The sequence below is a fragment of the Mesorhizobium sp. M2E.F.Ca.ET.219.01.1.1 genome, assembly GCF_004016445.2.
GTDB lineage: Bacteria > Pseudomonadota > Alphaproteobacteria > Rhizobiales > Rhizobiaceae > Mesorhizobium.
The window spans coordinates 1-282 of record NZ_SADT02000289.1 but is presented as its reverse complement, the minus strand read 5'-3'; the positions used below and the strand labels follow the sequence as shown (position 1 = coordinate 282).

Sequence of the window (282 nt, the reverse complement as noted above, 5' to 3'; positions counted from 1 at the left end):
AAGAGGAGTTCGACGATTGACCGACTGGATCGGCATCCTGAAGGAACAGACCGCCACCGGCGACCAGATGGGCCGCGAGGTGCCGAAGATGCTGGCCAATCCCGACATCAGCGAGGCGCAGGTTAAGACACTGTTCTCGGCTTTGGAGAAGCAGGCCGACTTCGTCGAGAAGCTGCGCATGGCGCTGGAGAAGTTCGACCATGACTTCCCCGTCATCAAGGCGGCCGAGCGGCTGGAGGAGCGCTATGCCGACCTCGCGGCGTCGGTGGCCGAAAAGTTGAA

The 282-nt window shown here is 61.7% G+C and carries 1 protein-coding gene; it reads left to right on the top strand.

What is annotated here, in order from left to right:
* Positions 1 to 16 precede the first annotated feature (16 nt).
* Positions 17 to 282: hypothetical protein (locus EN862_RS35875; protein ID WP_135913358.1), on the top strand; the 266-nt coding region annotated here is incomplete at its 3' end.